Source organism: Marilutibacter maris, assembly GCF_006546735.2.
Classification (GTDB): Bacteria; Pseudomonadota; Gammaproteobacteria; order Xanthomonadales; family Xanthomonadaceae; genus Marilutibacter; species Marilutibacter maris.
Window position 1 is genome coordinate 1 of record NZ_VICD02000307.1, and the last position, 22,578, is coordinate 22,578.

Sequence of the window (22,578 nt, forward strand, 5' to 3'; positions counted from 1 at the left end):
CCGGAAACGCGGAAGGCGCCCGCAGGCGCCTTGCTGTCTGCACGGCCGGGCCGGGGCCCTCACGGGCGGACCGGACCGGTCGCGGCGGCCTCCGCGCGCACTGCGCGCGGAGCCGGGATCACTTCTTCTTCGGCGCGATCATCATCACCATCTGCCGGCCTTCCAGGCGCGGGCGCGACTCGATCACGATGTCCTCGCCCAGGTCGGCCTCGATCCGGGCCGCCATCTCGCGTCCCAGCTCCTGGTGGCTCATCTCACGGCCGCGGAAGCGGATGTTGACCTTGATCTTGTCGCCTTCCTCGAGGAATCCGCGCATCTTGCGCAGCTTGATCTGGTAGTCGCCCTCGTCCGTGACCGGACGGAACTTGACTTCCTTGATCTCGACCTGCTTCTGGCGCTTCTTGGCCTCGGCCGCCTTCTTCTGCTGATCGAACCGGTACTTGCCGAAGTCCATGACCTTGCAGACCGGCGGGTCGGCATTGGGCTGGATCTCGACCAGGTCCAGGCCTTCTTCCTCGGCCATGTTCAGGGCTTCGTCGCGCGAAAGCACGCCGATCATCTCGCCATCGCTTCCGATCACGCGGACGCGCGGCACACGGATCTCGTGATTCCTGCGGTTCGGTTTGTCCGGGGTACTGATTGTGCAATCTCCAATGAGGGTCGTGCCGGCCCCATCGCTTCGGATTCACGGGGCCGGTCCAGTCTGCAGTACGCTGCGCGTCAGGCGGAGGAAGACTCCGTCGAAGCCCCGCCTCCCTGCTCTCCTCGCAAACGCGAGGCGAACTCGGCGACGGTCATGCTTCCGAGGTCCTCCCCCCCTCGTGTCCGCACGGCGACCATGCCATTGTCCCGCTCACGGTCTCCGACCACCAGCTGGTATGGCACGCGCTGCAGCGTGTGCTCGCGAATCTTATAGCCGATCTTTTCGTTCCGCAAATCGGACTGGACCCGGAACCCTTGATTTGCAAGGGATTTCCGGACTTCGTCCACATAATCGGCCTGGGCGTCGGTAATATTCATCACCACGGCCTGCACCGGCGCCAGCCAGGCCGGCAGCTGACCGGCATGGTGTTCGATCAGGATGCCGATGAATCGCTCCATCGAACCGACGATCGCCCGGTGCAGCATCACCGGGTGGCGGCGCTGGCTGTGCTCGTCGACGTACTCGGCGCCGAGCCGGCCCGGCATCATGAAATCGACCTGCATCGTGCCCAGCTGCCAGGTCCGGCCGATCGCGTCGCGCAGGTGGTACTCGATCTTCGGGCCGTAGAACGCGCCCTCGCCGGGCAGTTCGGCCCACTCGACCCCGGCGGCGCGCAGGGCCGCACGCAGGGCCTCCTCGGCCTTGTCCCAGGTGGCATCGTCGCCCAATCGCGAATCCGGGCGCAGCGCCAGCTTGACCTGGATGTCGTCGAAGCCGAAGTCGGCGTAGACCTGCATCGCCTGGCGGTGGAAGGCGGTCACCTCGGACTCGATCTGGCCCTCGGTGCAGAACACGTGGCCGTCGTCCTGGGTGAAGCCGCGCACGCGCAGGATGCCGTGCAACGCACCGGAGGGCTCGTCGCGGTGGCAGGCGCCGAACTCGCCGTAGCGGATCGGCAGGTCGCGGTAGCTGTGCAGGCCGTGATTGAACACCTGCACGTGACCCGGGCAGTTCATCGGCTTCAGCGCGTAGGTGCGCTTCTCCGACTCGGTGAAGAACATGTTCTCCTTGTAGTTGTCCCAGTGGCCGGACTTCTGCCACAGCGACACGTCGAGGATCTGCGGGCAGCGGACCTCCTGGTAACCGCTGTCGCGGTAGACCCGGCGCATGTACTGCTCGATGGTCTGCCAGATCGACCAGCCCTTGGGGTGCCAGAAGATCAGCCCGGGCGCCTCCTCCTGCAGGTGGAACAGGTCCTGCTGCTTGGCGATCCGGCGATGGTCGCGCTTCTCGGCCTCCTCGATCCGCTGGATGTAGGCGTTGAGCTGCTTCTTGTCGGCCCAGGCGGTGCCGTAGATGCGCTGCAGCTGCTCGTTCTTGGAGTCGCCGCGCCAGTAGGCGCCGGAGATGCGGGTGAGCTTGAACACCTTCAGGAAGCGTGTGTTCGGCACGTGCGGGCCGCGGCACATGTCGACGTATTCCTGGTGGTAGTACAGGCCCATCGCCTGCTCGTCGGGCATGTCCTCGATCAGGCGCAGCTTGTAGTCCTCGCCGCGCTCGCGGAACACCCGGATGACCTCCTCGCGCGGGGTCATCTTCTTGACCACGTCGTAGTCCTGGTCGATCAGCGCCTTCATCCGCTGCTCGATCGCAGCCATGTCCTCGGGGGTGAACGGCCGCTCGGAGTAGATGTCGTAGTAGAAGCCCTCGTCGATGACCGGGCCGATCACCATCTTCGCGTCCGGGTACAGCTGCTTGACCGCGTGGCCGACCAGGTGGGCGCAGGAGTGGCGGATGATTTCCACGCCCTCCTCGTCCCTGGCGGTGATGATGCGCAGGCGCGCGTCGTGCTCGATGAGGTCGCTGGCGTCGACCAGGCGGCCGTCGACCTCGCCGGCGATGGTGGCCTTGGCCAGGCCGGGACCGATGGACTGGGCGACGTCCATCACCGAGACGGAATGGTCGAACTCGCGGCGGCTGCCGTCGGGAAGCGTGATCGTGATCATGGGAACTACCGGATATCGGGTTGGCTCCGGCCGGAACCGGAACGAAAAAAAACGCCCTCGAGGGCGCCTGCGGATGCGGGAACCTCAGAGGAGGGATCAGCGGTGGGCGGTGGTAGTGCTCATGTCGCACGCTCGGCCGGCGGTTTGCCGCGGGCCACCTTGTCCGGATGGGTTCTGGCAGGACTTGCCAAATTAGTGTCGGGCCGTCCCGAAGTCAACGGACGGCGCCGACGCGACGGCCCCGTTCCGCCACTCCCGTTCACATGCGCCGGCACCGTACTGCACGCGCCCGGCCGCGCCGCTAGAGTAGGCCCGGTCGCCGCCCGGCCCGTGCCGGCGCCGCGAGGCCCGCACGGGCCGCCCATTCCACACTGAGTCGGGGAGTCGCCATGCGCATCGGGTTTGCCGTTTCACTGTCGATGGTTCTGGGAGCCGCCGCCGCTTCGCCCACCGCCCGGGCCGGCGATGCCGCCGCGCTGGCGCGGGACGCGATCATCGTCGACACCCATATCGACGCCCCCAGCGAACTGCTGGCCCGCTGGACCGACCTCGACAGCGAGGCCGACGACCGCGAGTTCGACTACCCGCGCGCGCGCCGCGGCGGGCTCGACGTGGCCTTCATGTCGATCTACACCTCGCCCGGCCAGGACGCCGACGACAGCGCCTGGGCGGTCGCCAACCGGATGATCGACGCGGTCGAGGCGCTGGTGCAGCGGCATCCGGACAAGTTCGCGCTGTTGCGCTCGCCGGGCGATGTCGAGCGGCTGCGCGAGGGCGGCCGGGTCCTGCTGCCGCTGGGCATGGAGAACGGCGCGCCGATCGGCGAGGACCTGGACAACCTGCAGTTCTTCTTCGACCGCGGCGTCCGCTACATCACCCTCGTCCACAGCGCCAACAACGCGATGGGCGACTCCTCCTACCAGCGCGAGAAGCAGTGGAACGGCCTGAGCCCGCTGGGCAAGCGCGCGGTCGCGGAGATGAACCGGCTCGGCATGATGGTCGACGTCTCGCACCTGTCCGACCAGGCGGCGACCGACGCGATCGAACTGAGCACGGTGCCGGTGGTCGCGACCCATTCGGCATTCCGCCACTTCACCCCGGGCTTCGAGCGCAACATCAGCGACGCGCTGGCGCGGCGGGTCGCCGACGCCGGCGGGGTGATCCAGATCGCGTTCGGCAACGGTTTCGTCGACCCGGCCTCGGCGCGCGACCTGCAGGACTACTTCGTCGACCACGACGCCTTCGCCCGGCGCAATGCCGAGCGTGTCGCCGCCGGCGAGGCGCCGCGCAGCGAGGAGGACTTCGACAAGGAATGGAAGGCCGCCCATCCCAACCGCCAGGTGCCGATCGACGTCGTGCTGGACCAGGTCGACCATGGCGTCGCCCTGGTCGGCATCGACCACCTGGGCATCGGCTCGGACTTCGACGGCGTCGGCGGCAACCTGCCGACCGGGCTGAAATCGGTCGCCGACTACCCGAACCTGATCGCCGGCCTGCGCGCGCGCGGACATTCCGACGCCGACATTCGCAAGCTGCTGGGCGGGAACCTGCTGCGGGTCTGGCAGGCGGTCGAGGACGGCGCCGTCCGCTGACGCGGACGGCCGGAGAACCCACGTGTCCAACAGCATCCACGATTTCCACGACGATCCGCGCAACGCCGACATCCGGATCTGGATCAACGGCCAGCTCAAGCCGCGCGCGGAGGCGACGGTATCGGTGTTCGACAGCGGCTTCGTGCTCGGCGACGGTGTCTGGGAGGGCCTGCGGATGGTCGGCGGCCACCCCGCCTTCCTCGACGCCCACCTCGACCGGCTCTACGAGGGCGCGCGCGCGCTGGCCATGGACATCGGCCTGGACCGCGCCGCGCTGACCCGGGCGATCTACGACACCCTGGCCGCCAACGACATGCACGACGGCGTCCACATCCGGCTGATGGTCACCCGCGGAGTCAAGCGCACGCCCTACCAGGACCCGCGGGTCACGGTCGGCCCGGCCACGATCGTGATCATCCCCGAGCACAAGAACGCCAAACCCGAGACCCTGTCGACCGGGCTGAACCTGTTCACCGTGCACGTACGGCGCGGCTATCCGGACGTCCAGGACCCCAAGCTCAACAGCCACAGCAAGCTCAACTGCATCACCGCCTGCATCCAGGCCACCGCCGCCGGCGCCGACGAAGGCCTGATGCTGGACCCGCACGGCTTCGTCGCGACCTGCAATTCGACCCACTTCTTCATCGTCCGCAAGGGCGAGGTGTGGACCTCGACCGGCGACTACTGCCTGGGCGGCATCACCCGCGCCAACGTGCTGCGTGCCTGCCGCGAGGCCGACATTCCGGCGTTCGAGAAGAACTTCAGCCTGACCGAGGTCTACGGCGCCGAGGAAGCCTTCGTCACCGGTACCTTCGCCGGGGTGGTGCCGGTGCGGCAGATCGACGGACGCCTGATCGGCGATGGCAGGCCCGGGCCGATGGTGGCGCGCTTGCAACAGCTGTACAAAGCACTGGTCGCGCGCGACATCGCCTTCCGCGCCGGGGAGCGGCTGGCATGAGCGCGCTGCGGATCGCGATGTGGAGCGGCCCGCGCAACATCTCCACCGCGATGATGCGAGCCTGGGAGAACCGCCCCGACTGCGTGGTCAGCGACGAACCGCTGTACGCGGCCTACCTGGCCGCGACCGGCCTCGACCATCCGGGCCGCGACGAAGTGATCGCCGACGGCGAAAGCGACTGGCGCCGGGTCGCCGACACCCTGACCGGTCCGGTCCCGGGTGGCGCACCGCTCTGGTACCAGAAGCACATGAGCCACCATCTGTTGCCGGACATGGAGCGCGGCTGGATCCGGCAGCTGCGCAACGTGTTCCTGATCCGCGACCCCGACGAGGTGGTCGCCTCCTACATCCGCTCGCGCGCCGAGATCGCGCCGGAGGACATCGGCCTGCTGCAGCAGGCCGAGCTGTACGACGAGCTGGTCGCCGCCGGCGCACCGCCCCCGGTGATCGACGCCGGCGACTTCCTGCGCGACCCGGAGGCGCATCTGCGCGCCCTGTGCGAACGGCTGGGAATCGCCTTCAGTCCGCGCATGATGAGCTGGCCGCCCGGTCGCCGCGACAGCGACGGCATCTGGGCGCCGTACTGGTACGACGCGGTCTGGAAGTCGACCGGGTTCCAGCCGCCGCAGGCACGCGAGATCCATCTGCACGGCCGGCCGCGCGAGGTCGCCGATGCCTGCCGCCCGGCCTTCGAACGGCTGCACGCGGCACGGTTGCGGGTGTAGCGCCCGCGCCACGCAGCCACCGACGCATCCAGACAAGAAACCCCGGCCGAAGCCGGGGTCCGGGGATGTCGCCGATGCCAGGCCAACGGCCGGCATCGGCGACCCTGCGGCGAGGACTTGTCAGCCACCTTCACCGGCAGCGGCCGCATCCACCGCCGCCTCGGCGTCGATGATGCCGGCACCGCAGCCATCCTCGCAGTCGCCCGCCAACGGACGGGAGGTCGCCTTCAGGACCGATTCGACCCTCGCCGGGGTCAGCGGCATCGCTGCCGCGGACTGCATCAACGCAACCGTTGCGGACACGTGTGCGGCGGCCAGCGAGGTACCGCTCTTGCTGCCGTAGCCGGCCTGCGCCCTCGGATCGACCCCGGCATCGCTGAGTACGGCGATCGCGTCTCCGGGCGCCGACACGTCGACGCCGGCGCCGCGGTTGGAGAAGCCGGCACGCGCACCGGCGCTGTCGCTCGCCGCCGCGACCACCACGTTCCGGCAGTTCGCCGGCGCGAATCCGGAGGCATCCCCGCCGTCGTTGCCGGCGGCCACCACCACGGTCGCACCCAGTGCCACCGCCGTGTCGATCGCCACCTGATAGGTGATCGGACACTCCTGCGAACGGCTGCCCAGGCCCAGGTTGATCACCTCGGCAGGGTGCGGGTTGGCCGGCACACCCGGCACGTCGCCGCCGGCGGCCCAGATCACCGCCTCGGCAATGTCGGAGTCGAGACCGCCGCAGCGGCCCAGCACGCGGACCGGCACGATCCTGGCACCGGGCGCGGCACCGGCGACGCCGAGGCCGTTGCCGGCGACCGCCGCGATCGCGCCTGCAGTGGCGGTGCCGTGCCAGCTGGAATGCCGCGACTGTCCTGGCATGTCCGCGCACTCGCCCGGATAGAAGTAGTCGCCGAGATCTTCCGGGTCCGGGTCGCGGCCACCATCGTAGTCGCGGGCCTCCAGCGGCGAAGAGATGAAGTCGTAACCTGGCAGGACGTGCGCATCGAGGTCATGGTGCGGCGTGATGCCGGTATCGACCACCGCGACCACCACGCCTTCACCGGTCGTACGGTCCCAGGCCCGCTCGGCCCCGATCCCGCCAGCCGCGGTACCCAGTGCGTACTGGTTGGCCCGTAGTTCGTCGCTCGCAACCGCGGCCGGTTGACGCGTCAGGTCGAGTTCGAGGTAGGCGACGCCAACGTCGTCGTAGTCGGAATTGTAGGCAATCCTAGTCAGGAATTTGAACATCTCCTCCTCGGTCAGGAGGCGGTCGATGACAAACAGATCCGCGCCGGTCGCGAGGCGACGCCGATGAGCGATGTCCATCGGCGGGTCCCGCCCGAAGTCGTCAATGTAGATCCTCCCCAGTTGTTCGAAGAAATCCCGGAACGACTCGATAGTGGCCGGGTCCCCGTCGTCCACCACGCCTGCCTTGTAGCCGACAATGAACCGGTCATATCTTCTTTCATCGGATCCGGCAGCGGGCCCTTCGCCAGCGTAAGGCCCGTGGTTCGAGAAGCCTGAGAAATTGATACGGACCGGAGCAGGACGAGAAAGGCCCAGAGCAAAATCCCGTCCGCTGCTCAGATCCATCTTTACGGAACTCACCGGCCACTCAAACGCAAAAGCCCGCATCATCATCACGGCTTCTGCTTCGTCCATGTAGCGACTGGACATGAACAAGTCGGAGCCATCCTCCAGACGTCGTACGCGACTGACTTCGGGATAAGTGAAATTTCTCACGAGAATATTGAGAGACCCGATCTCAAAGAGATTCAGACCATCAATCAGCTCCTCCACCGCACCAGCAACGTCCGCGTGTTCATCGGTCCCCTCCTTGTACTGAACGATCCACCGGTTATGCAGCCGGGTATCTCGATCGTAGCTATAAGTCATATTATTATTATCCAGCGAGTACTGCTCCGGATTCGATATGCCGTCGTAGATTATCTTCCCGTATATCTCCTCAAGGCTCTCATTGTCTGCTGCACTCTTGCCGGCGTGTTCCTCCGAATCCTGCGCACTGACGGGGAACGTTGCCGACAAGCTGGCACAGACGAGAAGGGCCCCGACCACGGGCAACATGCGCCTTCCGGATTTGAGCCATCTTTCCTTCAACATGTCTTGTCTCCTTGTAGATGACGAACGATCGAATCGGCACGATTTCGACCTGTTCACGTGCAACCCATTGCGTTGGGCGTGTGCGGGCATCGTCGGTTCGCGGCGGCGCGGTTCGGCACAGCCCGCAGGCCACAGGCATGGATGGTTACAACGGAAACAGAACCCAGCCGGCACTCGTGCGAGCACCGGATGGACATGGCGGTTCAGGCGGACAGCTTGCGGGCGACGCCTTCGTGCCGATTGATATCATCGCGATCGGCAATATCTCTGGCATCTTCGCCGCGCTCTATTTCCACTACGCACACGATCAAAGACCGGCAAATCGTCACGCATGGAAATCTCAAGATCTGCGCTTTTGATTGGCAGCTGTGCAGTTTAGAAACGCGAGCAACTTGAGCGCCGCCTTTCCGGAGATTGACTCAAGGAGTGCAGTCCGACTCCAGCCAGATATGCCGTACACCCAAGAGCAGTGCTCGGGTGGGCTGCGACGAATCGAATCGACCCGTCATCCAGGCACGACCGAGGTGCTCGCCGCATATCAGGGCCAGACAGTCATGCCCTGTATGGCGGTGCTCCGAACGGATGGGATGGACACGTGCCAGCGGCCGGATGACCTGCAGTGCGCAGGAAGAACCCCGGCGGTTCATCCCGCCGGGGTGCCGAAGATGCGGCAATTACGACAGTAAGCACTGCACAAAAGAAATCGGGATTCCGGGCCAGATCAGGACACTGCTCGAACAAAGCGGTCGATGAACATCACAACCGCGGAGTCGATGCGGACGCACCTGCGGGTGATCGAACGCGTGCGCGCGGCCAGCGCACGGACGTGGTACATGGAGAATGGAGGTCATCCCCACGGCACCGGAATGCCATGGATCACGTATCGCCGTCGCCGTCATGCTCATGACTGCCGCACCGTGCGCTGCCGACCACCAGCGCCGCGCAATCGCGCTTCACATCCAGAACAGCCGGCTGCATCTCCTCCGGTGCGCTACCGGCGGTTTCCTGCTCCCGTGGACAGGTATGCAATGCTGTCCACAAGAGATAGGAGGCGGCCATCGCAACGAATACCAGGACCGGGCGGCTACCCATGCAGGAAGCCATACGCCCGGCCAGCACGGACAGTATTCGATACGACTTCGGAGGCATGCTGCGCGCCCGGGAATCGACCGCAACCTCTGGCAGTACCGTCGCGCCCGGCGCCTGCTCGCCTGCATCCCCCTCGCCACCATGTTGCGGACCGGTAGCCGCGACTGTCACGGCGTCGCCGTCCTGCCCGTCTGGACCGACATCGGTCTCCTCGCTCCAGGGCGGCGTCGCCAGCGTTTCGGGCTCTGTGGGCGGTTCGAACACATAGCCCGCCCCGGCCACGGTCCGCAGCCAGTTCTTGCGCTCCGGCCCGAGCGCCTTGCGAAGCAACCACACGCTTTGCGAAAGGTTGGCGTCCTCGACGATCAGCCCCGGCCACAAGGCTTCGAGAAGGTCAGCGCGATAATGCAGCCGGTTCGGTTCCTTGACCAGCAACAGCAGCAGATCGAGCGCCCGTTGCGGCGCGTTGATCTCAGCTTCCTCGGAGAACATCCGGCGATAGTTCAGGTCGATGACGAGATCATCGATCTTCAGATATCTCGCATCGCTCTCCAGCCAACTGGGTCTGATCCGGGCGGACACGCTGACCTCATCCGATATCGAAGTTACACATACTTCTGATAAACGCAGGGGCGTCCCCGCCCCCTACCCGGAGATTCACATGACTGCCCTCATTCATTGAAATAAACGAGATATCTCGAAAGTCACGCGGCATGAGCTGCCAAAGCTGTTCACCAGTGAACGCTATCGCTGGCATCTGCGATGGCGCGCGCAGGTTCCGGCGCGCGGCAACCATGCGCACGAGTATGTTCATTTGCAGTGCAGGTGCCTGGAGGCGATGCGCCGGATATGGATCAGTATCCCGCTTGGCATGCCCTCATCGAGCTGCTGCCCGTCCCATTCGCGCAGTTGGACATAGATTGGAAAGTCCGGATGCCCCTCATAGAGACCGGCTTCGCTCTCGCTCATCGCACTGAGGTCGCGCACGCCTTCCAACCCCTCCATCGGCGATCTTGGCGGTTGGTCCGGCCATCGGAACCGCATGTAGCGCTCGGCGTCGACACGGGACCCCACGATCCTGCCCACCCGTCTGGAGAACCCGCGCTCGAGCAGGTATCCGGCGCAAACGTCCTGGTAACACTCCAATTCGCGGACGCCCACCGCATGGGCGGCCACGTACTCGATGTTGTAGAAGAACGCAGCCAGCACCACATCCTGATCGAATCCCTCCGATAGCGCCCGCCTCGCCATGTGGCCGGAATGCTCGACCCGCCGCCGCAGTCTGTCGACGCACGCGCGCGCGCCAAACACTTCGTACAGGGCCATGAGCTCGTCGACGATCAGGCTCGGTTTCACCGAACCCCCTCTGACCGGCGGTCGTCGGACGCCCCCGCGATCGGGCAATGGCTTGTCGCGAAGCGAAGGAGGAATACCGGGGATGCACATGGTCATTGCACGTTGCAGGTGAATTCCAGGACCGCCACATCGCCGACACCCAAAGGCCCGAGCGCGATGCCGCTACCGGTCAGATCGGCGATATCGAACGGCCCGCCCGCGGGAATGCCATCGCCGCTGATCGTGACCGGGCTGCCCGGTGGACAATCCAGCCCCGCCGCCGGGGTGTCGCGCACCAGCGCGCCTGTGACCTCGTTGGCGCCGTTGTTGGTGACGCGGATCTCGTACGTGGTGGTCGCACCGCTGACCACCGTGTCGCCGGCCTGGTCGACCTCGCCGTTGACGCCCGGCGTATTGGTCTTGGTGATCGCCAGGTCGGTCGCCATCGTCAGGGTGATCGGATGGTCTTCGACCTCGCCGCTGAAGGCATTGCCGGTCGGCACGTTGACCTGCGCATCCACCGCGCCGATGCGCAGGCGCATGTAGCTGGCCCCGGGGACCAGGCCCGCCGGTCCGGGCATCGTCCACGCGAGGCTGATCGGGCCGCTGCCGGGACAGTTCGCCATCGCGGAACGCTCGCGGGGATCGGTGAAATCGCCATCGCGATTGAAGTCGATGTAGCCGTAGACGAAGCCGACGCCCGCGCATTGCACGCCGCCCAGGGTGTAGTTCGCCGCCGGCACCAGGGCGATCGGCGCGACCGCCGCCACGGCGTCCTCATCGTCCACGCCATCGCTGTCGTCGCCGCTGGCCGCGGCATTGGACAGGTCGATCTGCTCGACATCCACCGCCGCACCCAGGCGCAGAACCGGCGTCGACAATGTCGCCAGCGGGAAGCTGTACAGGCCCACGGTTCCCGCCGGGGGCTGCCCGCCAGTGAAGATGAACTGCGGCAGGTGAACCGCGTTGCCATATGAAGCCGGCGCATCGCCCTGGTCGGCGACGAAAACCATGACACCCAGCGCGATCGACGAACGTCCGGCACCCGCCAGCGAGAAGTTGAACTGGGAAGATCCGTCGATAAAGGCGATACCTGCCGGTCCCGCGCTGCACAGCGGGCTATTGGATCCAAGCAACAGGAGTTGGTTGCTCGCGACCGTGTACCGGGTCCTGGCACCGTGCTGCCCGCAGGTGCTGGCCCTTTCGATCAATCTCCAGGTACCGCTTGGGGAGGAAGCCCCGACAAACTCACCCTGGTCTCCACTCGATTGCTCGGCATCGGCAAAGACCAGGCCATTGATCGGCCAGATCGGGTCCGCGGCGCTGTTGTTCGGGCCGAAGGTTGCCGAGCAGGCGATATTGGCCGATACGGTCGAGGTAGGACCGCCTGCCGATACCGTCCCGAAGGTCCTGTTGGCCACGCCGACGACGAGCTGGTTCGCGTCTCCGGTCCCGCCGATGTTGTACAGATCGTCGAAGATGTCGCCCATCCAGGAACCAGGTCTGATGGCGATCGCATCGGGATTGGGGCCGTTTCCAGCGATCGACGACATCGTGCAGGTCACCCGCAGGAAGTCGCTTCCGACCGGGGTCGAGTTGGTGACGGTCAGGCCGCCGCTGTTGGGTATGTTCTGCAGATGATTGCCCCAGCGGAACCAGACGATGCTCTGGCGATAGGCACCGGTGCCACCGGTTGCGTACTGCGCCCGGGCGGGCGCCATCACGAGCATCATCGCCAGGCACAACAGCGGCCAGAGCAACCACCTCAGCCGCATGCGCGTACCGTGGCGACATGCTCCGGTGCGGCATGGGCACGCACCTGGACTCAGCCCCCCCTCACCGGGTACGCCCGGCCCGCTGCAGGGAAAGGGCGCGATTGCGACAGTTTCGTCCACCGATTGTCTCCCACACCCTGTATGCAGATGTCTGCCTAGAGCACCGAGCATGTAAAGCTCAGCACCGTTGTTTCGTCATCGGCGAGCGCTCCGAGCGCGATACCGGCGCCGGTCAGGTCGGCCACGGTGAACGGCCCGCCTGCGGGCACGCCGTCGCCGCTGATCGTCACCGGGTTGCCGGGCTGGCAATCCAAGCCCGCCGCCGGGGTGTCGCGCACCAGCGCGCCTGTGACCTCATTGGGGCCGTTGTTGGTGACGCGGATCTCGTACGTGGTGGTCGCGCCGCTGACCACCGTGTCGCCGGCTTGGTCGACCTCGCCGTTCACACCCGGCGTATTGGTCTTGGTGATCGCCAGGTCGGACGCCGGCACCAGTTCCACGGCGTAGTCCTCGACTTCGCCGTCGGTTCCGCCAGCGGTTGCGGCGACGCCGGCCACACTCGACCAGCGGAATCGCGCGAAGGTCTGGTTGGAAGGCAGGGCTACGAGCGGTGGCGTCACGCTAAGACTGATGCTGCCGCTGGTACCGGCGGTGAACTGCTGGTCGGTGGAGATCTGCTCACCCGCGTCGTCGAAGTCGCCGTCAACGTTCCAATCGACCCAGGCGCTGAGGAAGCCGGCGCCGGAAGCGGGCTGGTTGACCGCCACGTCTATCGTCGACGCCTGTCCCTGCGGCAAGGTCGCGGGAATGCTGACCCCGTCCTCGTCGCTACCGTCTCCACCGGCGTCGCCGCTGGGCTGACCGTCGGGTTCGATGTCGACTGTGGCACCCAGGAACAGCGGCAGCGGCTGATCCGCGACCCCATTGTTGTTGGTATCGATTCGGTTCAACCGCGTGTTCGCTGCGCCCCCCGAAGCCAGCAGGGTCCGGTAGCCGACATCCGGCGCATCGCCGAAATCGGCGCACATCGGACCGACGAAGAGATAGTAGGGATCGTTGTAGGTCGATCCGTTCGGAGCCACGTAGTACTCGACAGCGACCCAGTTTGTCCCCACCTGCCCGGTCGTCTGGGCTCTCCAGACCGTATCCAGCACGCTCGGCCCGCTGGAAAAGTGCCCGAACACGAGGTGGGTCGAGTTGTCGCCGAGAAACCGATAGCCGGAGGTCGATGCCGAGGCCGATACATCGGTGTTGTAGACGACGCCGTCGCCGCGCAGCAATCGCCCATCAAGTGACGTACCGCTGGTGACATGAACCTGCTCGTCAGCGACCAGACCAACGTTCGGGCCGCCTAGGTGCGTGGAACGACTGGAATTGTTCGAAGCCGAAGCGACAGCGATCCGCAGCGGCTCCGAGAAGTCGTAGCGTAGCGTGTGTCCCGCGGTCGAGCTGTTCCCGGTGCGTCCGGCGATCAGATCCCCGTTCGGATTCGCATTGACGGATAGTGCAAGGTCGATGGTTCCAGGATTGGGACTGTTTGGTGCGGGACCGGAGGTGATATCGACCGTGATGAAGCCGTCACCGGCGCTGTTGAGCAGTGGCGTGACCCAGCTCACCGTGCCCCCGCCTTCGAGCGTTGATATTTGCGCCGTCGTCAGCTCGGTGACCGGCAGGGCGACGAAACCGTTTCGACCGTTGTTGGTCACCACCCCCGTCGCGCAGTCGAAGACGGTGGTTTGCGCCCACGCCGTTCCCGACAGCGCCACGGTGCAGACCGAAGCCAGTGCAATACGGCGCACCATGCCGCGCCGGTGCCTCATCACATAGGTGCCGGGCCTTGAAGCCTTCCTGCCCCAAACCCCGGTCCTGCTGAATCTTAACGAGTGGAGAGGAACTTCCCTTTCCCTTTCCACTCCTGGCCGCCTCACGGCGGTCTCGGACCTGGCCTTCCTGGCCCAATCCGTTGTGGCGAGCCCCGGCTGGGGTGTCCAGCGGCTCGCCAGGCCCATGCGCGGAACAGGGAATCCACGCATGCCCGGGCTCCTTCGAGAGCTGCAGATCCGTCCTTCGCTGGCGCCGATCACGAATGACCCATCGCCCATGGACGGGTTGTGAGCCCCCTTGATCCGAACATCGGTCAACACGGACGCGTCCGGCAATGCCCGCCGTATCTCCACGATCTCTCTTTCCTCTTTTTTTGTAGCCCTGTTCACGCATCTCCCCAATCAGTCGCCGCATCCGGTCTCATCAATAGCGACCGACAATGTTCAGGAACCAGCCGCGGTGGTCGTAGTCGAAGTCGGTCAGGTCGTCGCTGAAGTCGGTGAAGTTGTAGCCGGCGCCGATGCGGAAGTTGCGGCCGATGTCGCGGTCGATACCGACCAGGAAGCCCTGCCGGTCGCCGCCGTCCTTCACCCCCAGCCAGCGGTACTCGGCCATCAGGTTCCAGTCGTCGGTGATGCCGTAGCGCGCCTGCGCCGCAGCGAAGGTCGTCGCCGAGTCCGCCCATGCGCCGCTCTGCCGCCCCAGTCGCACCTCGCCTTCGCGCCGCGCCAGCTTGGCCGCGAACTCCCAGTCGTGCGACGGGTGATAGACGCCCTCCAGTGCCAACACCTGGCTGCGCTGGTCGTAGAACGCCACGCTCTCGTCCTGCGGCAGGCTGGAGACGTCGTACAGGTAGGTGTAGCGGCCCAGCAAGGCATAGCGGGTGCTGTCCCACGGACGCCAGGCGAAGCCGACGTTGCCCTCGACGAACTTGGCGCCGGCCTGCGGGTTCAACTCGTCGTCGGTATCCGACCAGTTCAGGCGCGCGGCGACGCGGAAGCTCTCGTTGAACTTGTGGGTCAGATGGTTGGTCGTCACCCACTGCTCGCGCCGCTCGGCACCGGTGTCGCGGCGCCATTCCAGCTTGCTCTGCCACTGGGTGTCGGCCGAGGTGTGGCCGCCGTTGACGCTGACCGCGCGCCGGTCGATCGCGCCCAGCACCGACTCCAGGTCCGCCTCCTGCAGGGTGAAGCCCATGTTCCAGCCCAGCGCCGGATAGAAGTCCATCCCGAAGGTGTTGGCCAGGCCCGACTCGCGCGGGGTCTTCAGATACTGGCTCTCGTTGAACAGGTTGACCTGGCTCGACAACCGCCAGCGCTGGCCCAGCGTCCAGCCGTCCTGGCTGCGGCGGCTGAACAACGGATCGAACGGGCTGTCGTCGGTCGAGACCGCGTAGTTCGCGTACAGCGTGCGGTCCGGATTCAACCGGTACTCGGCGCTGACCAGGGCCGCGTCGCCACGGTCGCCATGGGTGAGCTCGGCGCCGACGCTGGAGCGGTCGCCGAACAGGTATTTCGCGCCCAGGGTGTAGGCATCGTTGTCGCGGTAGCGGCCGTCGTCGTCGTCCAGGGTGAACTGCGCGGTGCCGTAGACGTCCAGCGACGTGCCGAAGCGGTGCTTGTACTGCAAGGCCGCCAGGGTGCCGGCCGCGTCGCCGCCGACGCGCGCCTCCTGCACTCGCCGCAATTCGGCGCTGAAGGTGCTGAAATCGTTGATCCGCCATTCGCCGGTCAACTGCGACTGGGTCAGCGACTCCCGGCCCCGCTCGGCGCGACTGTAGCGGCCGTAGACGTTGAGGTTGGGTGCGAACTGACCCAGCACCTCGGCACCGTGCTCCTCGACCTCCTGGCCGTTGTCGAAACGGGCGATCGAGTAGCCGGCATCGACCTTGCGCCACCAGGCGCCGGCCGACCAGTCCAGCTCGGTCCAGCCCAGCTCCTTGAAGTTGGCCCGCGCCTCCACCGCGCTGGCCGCGCCCTCGCGACGCTCGCCCAGGCCGTTGAGCTGGCTGAAGCCCAGACCGCCATTGTCGGAGAAGAACACCGGTGCGCTGGTCGCCTCGGTCTGGCTGTGCTCCAGCTTGAGGTAGGTGCCGCGACCCGCCTGCAGGGTCAGGTCCGCCCCCATCAGGGTGTAGTCCTCGCCGGCTCGGTTCTCGTCGACATAGGTCAGGCCCAGGCCGACGTGGTCGCCGAACCAGTGTTTGCCGCGCAGACCGGCAGTGACCTCGTCGGGATTGAAGCCGGTCGGGATGTACTCGTAGTCGACCAGCAGCACTTGGATCAGGCCGTCCAGCGGAGTGTCGCGGGTCAGCCGGCGCAGGTTGTCGCGGGTGACGATCGACAGGGTGTCGGCCAGGATCACCCGGCCCTGCAGGTCGTCGATCTGGTAGTCGGCGCCGGGCTGCAGCTCGATCCGGTCCTCGACCCGGCCGGTGGTCGGATCGCGCACCTCGATCGCCAGCCGCTCCGAACCGGGCAGGATGTCGGTGTGCTTGAGGTAGTACAGGCTGCCGCCGGTGCCGAGGAACTCGCTGTGTCCGGGCGCGGTCTGCGCCTCGGAAGCGAACACCTTCAGCGTGCTGCCCGGGTCGCCCCAGGCGTTCGCGCGCCGGCTGCGCCAGTTCAGCGCGGCACCGTACAGCGCACGCGAGTACTGGCCGTACTCGGTGCCGGTGATGCCGGTCTGGAAGTTGCCCCACAGCGCCTGGCTCTTGTCCCAGTCGACCCGCACGTACAGCCGGCCCTGGGTGTCGACATCGCGGTAGGTGGTCGAGTCGTCGCCGTAGACCGGGTAGTAGGCATCCGGGTCCAGACGCCGGAACACGTCCTGCGGGTCGGCGTCCCAGAAGCCGTCGAACAGCTCGCTGACTTCGCGCTCGCGGGTGTCGGCCTGGGCGGTGACCAGATACTTGCCCTTGATCTTGCCCTTCAGATAGAACGCCAGCCGGCCGTCGACGATCAGGCTGTCGTCGAAGCGCTCGGTATCGTCGCCCAGCGGTTCGATCGAGCCGGACACGTTGTTGCCGGACACGGTCACATCGGCCAGCGCCACGGCGAACATGTACTTGCCGCTGACATCGACGTCGAGGCGGTGATGGACCGGCTCGGGTTGGCCGCGGCCGGCGATCTCGATGTCGAAGCCGTGGCGGCCGACCGGCACCAGGTACTCGGCGACCAGCTTGCGCTCCAGGTCCACCGGATGCGACTGGCCGTTGATCCTGACCTGGGTGTTCTCCGGCAGGTTGCGGCCCTGGATACGGATGCGCGAACCATGGATCGGGATGTTCTGCTGGCGCAGGCTGTTGCGCCCGAACACGCTGTCGATCTGGCCGCGCTGCTCGGCGTCCTCGACGCTGAAGGCCTGCGAATGCTCGCGCTCGACCGCGTTGCGGACCGCCTGCGCGCCGCGCTCGGCCTCCTCCGGCGTCACCAGTTGCAGACGGCTGGGATAGGTCTCATCGAAGCTGCCGCCCTCGCCGTAGGCGCGGACGATGTAGACCAGCTCGTCGCCGGCGCGTGCCTCGTAGCCAGCCGGCAACGCGCCCTCCCACTCGGCCTCGGCGATCGCCGCGACCGGCAGTTCGACCGTGGCCACAGGATCGACCAGATCGACATCGCTGGCCCGGTAGACCAGGACCTCGGCGCGGTCGATGAAGGCCGAATGGTTGGCATAGGCCCGGAACCGCACCGGCTTGGTGACCCGGCTGCCGTCGAAGGGCACCAGCGACGGCGCCGACACGCTCATCGACGCGGTGCCCAGGTCGGGATCCTCGGTCGCCCAGATCACCCCGCCGCCGGGCAGGTCCACCGACCACTTGCCGATCGCCACCGCCTGGCCGGGCTGGAGTTTCTCGCTCCACTGCGAACGCTGGTGTTCGGCACGCACCTCGACCCGGCGGTCGGGCTGCAACGTCTCCGAGGACGACGCCTCGGTGACGTCGGTGGTAACCGGCTGCTTCTCGCCCCTGGAGCGGATGGTGAACACCACCGGCCCTTCGGCAGACGCGCCTTCGGCAGCCGTATCGTCGGACTCACGGGACGCCGGGACCTGGGCATTCGAGGACAGCGGATAGCCGGCGGCGAGGATGCTGAGCAGGGCGTAATCGAGCAGCTTCATCTTCATGGTCATTGCCCCCCCTGAACTTCGTTGTCACTGACAGGGGACCGGGTGCTCCCTTCAACCTCGATGCGCAGCTTGTTCCTCACCTCCGGATCCAGTTTCCCGGCGATCTCGTCGAACACCGCACGCGCGCGACGCAGGCCCAGGTCCAGGTTGTACGCATCCGATGCGCGCAGGTCGGTGTGGCCGGTGATGGCGATCTGGGTCGTTCCGATCTCGCCGATCACCTGGGCCACCCGTTCCAACAACGGCCGGTACTGGGGCTTGATCGTGGCCTTGTCGGTGTCGAACAGGACCGTGCCCAGCAATGGCCAATCCTGGAACCCGACCACCATCGTCTGCGAGCCGATCGCTTCGGTGTAGACACCGATGCGCACATTGCGCAGTTCCTCGGCGCTGAGCTTGGCCTCCAGCGCCTGGCGCACCGCGATCGCACGCTCCAGGGCCAGCAGCTCGGTGTCGCCGTCGGCGATGATGTCCACCTCGCCCTTGCCGTACTGGTGAACCTTGTCCGCCATCTCCTCGATCGCGGGCAGGTACTGGCTGTCGATCTCGGCGCTGCCGGCGCGGAAGAACACCTCGCCGATCTTCATCTCGACCTCTTGCCGGCCACCCTCCACCACCCCGTTGGGCAGCTTGACGCCGAAGTCGAAGCGCACCGGCAGGCCCGGGGTGATCCGTCGCAACAGCGGGTTGTCGGTGGTGAAGACGCTGCCCGGCGGCAGGGTCGCCGGATCGACCTTGAGGATGAAGTTGCGTCCGCGCTCGGCGCGGCCGCCGTCGATGCCGACCACGTGATAGCGGCCGAACTGGTCGGTCTCCATCAACAGGCCCTCGACCGAAGCGATGCGCACGCCCGGGATGCCGCGCTCGTCCACGCCCTCGTTGGAGATCACGTAGTCGACGCGGTAGCCGTCGGCGGCCTGGGCGACGCGGCGCTCGACCGTCGGCGCGGCCGCGGTCAGGCCCTTGCCGGCATCGCCCTGGCTGCGGTCGACGGTGGTGTTGCCGGCCGCATCCATCCGCACGCTCACGCCCTGCTTCGTGGTCAGCACGAAGTCGTCGGTGAACTCGAGCGCACTCAGGGTCTGGCTGACCACCACACGGTGCGCCTCGACCGGATCGGCGTCGGACTGGCGTCCGTCGATCCCGCCGATCGCGATGCCATGCAGCAGCGGCGCACTGGCGTCGGGCTCGGGCCGCGGGCCGTCGCCACGATCCAGCGTGGTCGAGCCGGCCACGTAGGCGCCCGGCGCGAAACCGCCCTGCACCCGGACCTCGTCCATCGCGGCGCTGTCCTGCCAGCCGTCTTCGTCGCGGTCGTCGAACACCGTGCCCATGATCAGCGAGTCGTCGACCAGCGGATCGGAGACCATCTGCACATCGGCGGTGGCGATGTTGGAGATCCGCTCGCCGTCGTCGCGCACCTCGGCGGTGTTGGTGTGCACGCCCGGGCGCACGCCGGCACCGACCCGCAACAGGTAGCTGATGGTCGCGCGTTGGCCGACACCGATGTCGATCTGGTCGACGCTGATCGGGTAGGTCCCGACCAGGCGGCCGACGCCGTCGTCATCGGCCACCTGCAGCGAGCCATCGACATAGCTGAAGCCGGCCGGCGGAGTATCGACCAGGGTCGCGTCGACCACTGCCACCTGACCGATGTTCTCGGCCACCAGGGTGTAGCGGACCAGGTCGCCGATCTTCACGTCGCGCGGGTTGGCCTGCTTGGTCAGGCGCACCTGGGCCGGCTCCACGCGGTGCTCGGTCGAACAGGTCTCGCATTCCGGATCCGGATCGCCGCCACCGTCGCCGGTCACGTTGTTGCCGATCGAACCGCTGGCATCGGCATCCACGGTGGCGGTGTAGCTGACCGTGTAGACACCGGGCGCGGTACCGGCCGGCAGGGTGCAGATCAGCGGAGAGGCTGCGTTGCAGGCGAACGCGCCGGCGTCGGTCACCGCGCCGAAGGTCTGCCCGCCCGACAGGGTGTCGGTCAGCGTGTAGGCGGCCGTCAGCGGCGCATCCTCCACCGTCGTGGTCAGGGTGTAGGTGATCGTCTGGCCCAGGCTGACGGTCGTGCCGGTCTCCGGATCGGAGGCCTTGCTCGTGGCGATCGCCGGCAATGCGACCGGATGCGCAGTCGCGCAGTCCGCGCACTCCGGATCCGGATCGCCGCCGCCGTCGCCGACCACGACGTTGCCGACCTCGCCGGTGGCGTCCATGTCGATCGTCGCGGTGTAGCTCAGGGCGTAGGTGCCGGGCGCGGTGCCGGCCGGCAGCGTGCACACCAGCGGCTGGCTGCCGCTGCAGGCGAACGCACCGGCATCGGTGACCGCACCGAAGGTCTGGTCGCCGCTGAGGGTGTCGCTCAGGACGTAGTCCATCATCAGCGCCGCGGCCTCGACCGTGGTGGTCAGGGTGTAGGTCACCGTCTGGCCGGGCTGGATCATCGATCCGGTCGCCGGGTCGGAGCGCTTCACCGTGCTGATCACCGGCAGCGCCACCGGGTGCCCGGTCGTGCAGCTCGTGCACTCCGGGTCCGGATCGCCGCCGCCGTTGCCGGCCACGCTATTGCCGACCGTACCCGAGGCATCGGCGTCCACCGTCGCCGTGTAGGTCACCTCATACGTGCCCGGCGCCGTGCCCGCCGGCAGCGTGCACGCCAGCGGATTGCCCGCCGTGCAGGTGTACGCGCCCGCATCGGTCACCGACCCGAACGTCTGGTCGCCCGACAGGGTATCCGTCAGCGTGTAGTCCGCCGCCAGCGCCGCGTTGGCGACGGTGGTGGTCAGGGTGTAGGTGATCGTGTCGCCCGGGTTCACCGTCGTGCCGGTGGCCGGATCGGAGGCCTTGGCGGTGCTGATCACCGGCGGCGTGGCCGTCACCGTCGCGCTGTCCGGCGGACTGGTGGTGGTGCCTCCGGTCGGATCGGTGCCGTCCGCGGTCGCGGTGTTGGTCACCGAACCGGCATGGATGTCGGCCTGGGTCACCGTATAGGTGCCCGTGCAGACCGTCGTCGCGCCTGGCGCCAGCGTGGTCACCGGACAGGTGATCGCCGGTGGCGTCCCGGTACCGCTGAACGCGGTCTCGGTGATCGTCAGATTATCGATGGTGACGTTGCCGGTGTTCTCGACATCGAAGGTATAGGTCACCGTCTCACCGGCCGCGGCCACCGTCGTCGGCGTCGCCGCCTTGACCAGGGTCAGCGCCGGCGTCTGCGGCACCGGGGTCACGATCGTCGTCGTGCACGCCGGATCGGTACTGCCCGCCGGACACACCGGGCTGGTCGACGTCGCCGTGTTGCGGATGGTGCCCGCATCGGCGTCCGCCTGGGTCACCACATAGGTGCCCGTCAGCACGCAGGTCGCCCCCGGCACCACCGTGGCGCAGGTGATCGTGCTCGGCGTGATCAGGCTGTCGTTCACCACCACGTCGGTCAACGTCGTGTTGCCGGTATTGGTCACCGTCACCGTGTAGGTCAGCGTATCGTCCACGCTCACCGTGCCGCTGCCGTCCTCGTCGGCATTGCCGGTCAGCGCCTTGGCCAGGGTCTGCGCCGGGGCCTGCGGCACCGGGGTATTCACCGTCGTCGTGCACGCCGGATCGGTGCTGCCGGACGGGCACACCGGGCTGGTCGAGGTCGCGGTATTGCGGATGGTGCCCGCATCGGCGTCCGCCTGGGTCACCACATAGGTGCCCGACAGCACACAGGTCGCCCCCGGCGCCACCGTGGCGCAGGTGATCGTGTTCGGCGTGATCCGGCTGTCGTTCACCACCACGTCGGTCAACGTCGTGTTGCCGGTATTGGTCGCCGTCACCGTGTAGGTCAGCGTGTCGTCCACGCTCACCGTGCCGCTGCCGTCCTCATCGGCATTGTCGGTCAGTTCCTTCAGCAGGGTCTGGGCCGGCTGCGCGTCCACCGTCACCGTCGCGCTGTCCGGCGGACTGGTGGTCGCGGTGCCGGTCGGGTCGGTGCCATCGGCTGTCGCGGTGTTGGTCACCGAACCGGCGTCAATGTCGGCCTGGGTCACCGTGTAGGTGCCCGTGCAGACCGTCGTCGCGCCCGGCGCCAGCGTGGTCACCGGACAGGTCACGACCGGCGCAGTGCCCGTGCCGCTGAACGCGGTCTCGGTGATCGTCAGGTTGTCGATGGTGACGTTGCCGGTGTTCTCGACATCGAAGCTGTAGGTCACCGTCTCGCCAGCCGCGGCCACCGTGGTCGGCGACGCGGTCTTGGCCAGGGTCAGCGCCGGGGTCGAAGCGATCGGCGTGCTGGTGCTGTCCGGCGGGCTCACCACCGGAGTGCCGGTCGGATCGGTACCGGTCGCGGTGGCGGTGTTGTCCACCGTTCCCGCATCGACCTCGGCCTGGGTGATCGTATGCACGCCGCTGCAGGT

General features: G+C 67.0%; 13 protein-coding genes. 4 read left to right on the forward strand and 9 right to left on the reverse strand.

Annotated elements, in window-relative coordinates; translation table 11 throughout:
* Window positions 1–118: 118 nt before the first annotated feature.
* Both infC and thrS read right to left on the reverse strand, forming a co-directional pair.
* A complete protein-coding gene (gene infC / locus FKV24_RS17260; protein ID WP_111265864.1) occupies window positions 119–655 on the reverse strand; it encodes a translation initiation factor IF-3 in 537 nt (178 codons plus the stop codon).
* A 65-nt stretch (window positions 656–720) separates the two neighbouring features.
* Window positions 721–2,649, reverse strand: coding sequence for a threonine--tRNA ligase (gene thrS, locus FKV24_RS17265; RefSeq protein ID WP_141483259.1), 1,929 nt, complete (start codon window positions 2,647–2,649; stop codon window positions 721–723).
* Window positions 2,650–3,038: 389 nt separating this feature from the next.
* Between thrS and FKV24_RS17270 the strand changes: the two genes are divergently transcribed.
* The 3 genes from FKV24_RS17270 to FKV24_RS17280 are packed head-to-tail and all read left to right on the forward strand — an operon-like array spanning window position 3,039 to window position 5,924.
* Window positions 3,039–4,241 (forward strand): dipeptidase, encoded by a 1,203-nt coding sequence (locus FKV24_RS17270; protein ID WP_141483260.1) that lies wholly within the window; start codon window positions 3,039–3,041, stop codon window positions 4,239–4,241.
* A gap of 22 nt (window positions 4,242–4,263) precedes the next feature.
* Window positions 4,264–5,199 (forward strand): aminotransferase class IV, encoded by a 936-nt coding sequence (locus FKV24_RS17275; RefSeq protein ID WP_141483261.1) that lies wholly within the window; start codon window positions 4,264–4,266, stop codon window positions 5,197–5,199.
* Entirely contained in the window at window positions 5,196–5,924 is a 729-nt protein-coding gene (locus FKV24_RS17280; protein WP_141483262.1) for a sulfotransferase-like domain-containing protein, read from the forward strand. Before FKV24_RS17275 ends, FKV24_RS17280 begins: the two co-directional genes overlap by 4 nt.
* A 120-nt stretch (window positions 5,925–6,044) precedes the next feature.
* Here FKV24_RS17280 and FKV24_RS17285 read toward each other — a convergent pair whose 3' ends face one another.
* Window positions 6,045–8,036: a S8 family serine peptidase gene (locus FKV24_RS17285; protein ID WP_170288356.1), complete on the reverse strand. Its 1,992-nt coding sequence runs from the start codon at window positions 8,034–8,036 to the stop codon at window positions 6,045–6,047.
* A gap of 137 nt (window positions 8,037–8,173) precedes the next feature.
* On the opposite strand from FKV24_RS17285, the gene FKV24_RS17290 reads away from it, so the two are divergent.
* Entirely contained in the window at window positions 8,174–8,395 is a 222-nt protein-coding gene (locus FKV24_RS17290) for a hypothetical protein (RefSeq protein WP_141483264.1), read from the forward strand.
* Window positions 8,396–8,912: 517 nt separating this feature from the next.
* On the opposite strand, the gene FKV24_RS17295 is transcribed toward FKV24_RS17290, so the two are convergent.
* From FKV24_RS17295 to FKV24_RS17320, 6 genes are all read right to left on the reverse strand, one after another.
* On the reverse strand, window positions 8,913–9,707 hold the full coding sequence (locus FKV24_RS17295) for a winged helix-turn-helix domain-containing protein (protein ID WP_141483265.1): 795 nt from the start codon (window positions 9,705–9,707) through the stop codon (window positions 8,913–8,915).
* A 228-nt stretch (window positions 9,708–9,935) separates the two neighbouring features.
* A complete protein-coding gene (locus FKV24_RS17300; protein WP_141483266.1) occupies window positions 9,936–10,481 on the reverse strand; it encodes a hypothetical protein in 546 nt (181 codons plus the stop codon).
* 92 nt (window positions 10,482–10,573) lie between these two features.
* The gene (locus tag FKV24_RS17305) at window positions 10,574–12,406 is read right to left on the reverse strand and encodes a CshA/CshB family fibrillar adhesin-related protein (RefSeq protein WP_141483267.1); all 1,833 of its coding nucleotides are present in this window, start codon (window positions 12,404–12,406) and stop codon (window positions 10,574–10,576) included.
* The gene (locus tag FKV24_RS17310; protein WP_170288358.1) at window positions 12,391–14,037 is read right to left on the reverse strand and encodes a GEVED domain-containing protein; all 1,647 of its coding nucleotides are present in this window, start codon (window positions 14,035–14,037) and stop codon (window positions 12,391–12,393) included. The genes FKV24_RS17305 and FKV24_RS17310 overlap by 16 nt, the downstream gene beginning before the upstream one ends.
* Window positions 14,038–14,482: 445 nt before the next feature.
* Entirely contained in the window at window positions 14,483–18,190 is a 3,708-nt protein-coding gene (locus FKV24_RS17315; protein WP_211371908.1) for a hypothetical protein, read from the reverse strand.
* A complete protein-coding gene (locus tag FKV24_RS17320; RefSeq protein ID WP_141483269.1) occupies window positions 18,187–22,566 on the reverse strand; it encodes a DUF7507 domain-containing protein in 4,380 nt (1,459 codons plus the stop codon). Before FKV24_RS17320 ends, FKV24_RS17315 begins: the two co-directional genes overlap by 4 nt.
* Window positions 22,567–22,578 lie beyond the last annotated feature (12 nt).